We start from the raw sequence: 464 nt of genomic DNA, 5'->3' as shown, positions 1-464 counted from the left end.
CAACCTGGTCACCGGCCCCGGCAACATCTATGTGGCCGCCGCCAAGCGCCTCCTCAAGGGCCGCATCGGTATCGACGCCGAGGCCGGGCCCACCGAGATCGCGATCCTCGCCGACCACACCGCCGACCCGGTGCACGTGGCCGCCGACCTGATCAGCCAGGCCGAGCACGACCCGATGGCCGCCGCCGTCCTGGTCACCGACTCCGAGGAGCTGGCCGCCGCCACCGAGGCGGAGCTGATCCCCCAGGTCGCCGCCACCAAGCACGTCACCGACCGCATCGAGCCCGCGCTTGCCGGGCGCCAGTCCGCGATCGTCCTGGTCTCCTCCGTCGAGGACGGCCTCAAGGTCGTCGACGCGTACGGGGCCGAGCACCTGGAGATCCAGACCGCCGACGCCGCCGCCGTCGCCGACCGGGTCCGCAACGCCGGAGCGATCTTCGTCGGCCCCTGGGCCCCCGTCTCGC

At 73.5% G+C, this 464-nt stretch carries 1 protein-coding gene; it reads left to right on the top strand.

Annotation, left to right across the window (positions count from 1 at the left end; translation table 11 throughout):
• Nucleotides 1-464, top strand: a 464-nt coding sequence (locus RM590_RS35565; protein ID WP_311708950.1) for a histidinol dehydrogenase, incomplete at both ends; no start/stop codon positions are given.

Origin of the sequence: Streptomyces litchfieldiae (assembly GCF_031845365.1) — a bacterium.
Taxonomy (GTDB): domain Bacteria; phylum Actinomycetota; class Actinomycetes; order Streptomycetales; family Streptomycetaceae; genus Streptomyces; species Streptomyces litchfieldiae.
Note: the sequence above shows the minus strand (reverse complement) of the source record. Positions and strands in the feature narration are given on the sequence as shown.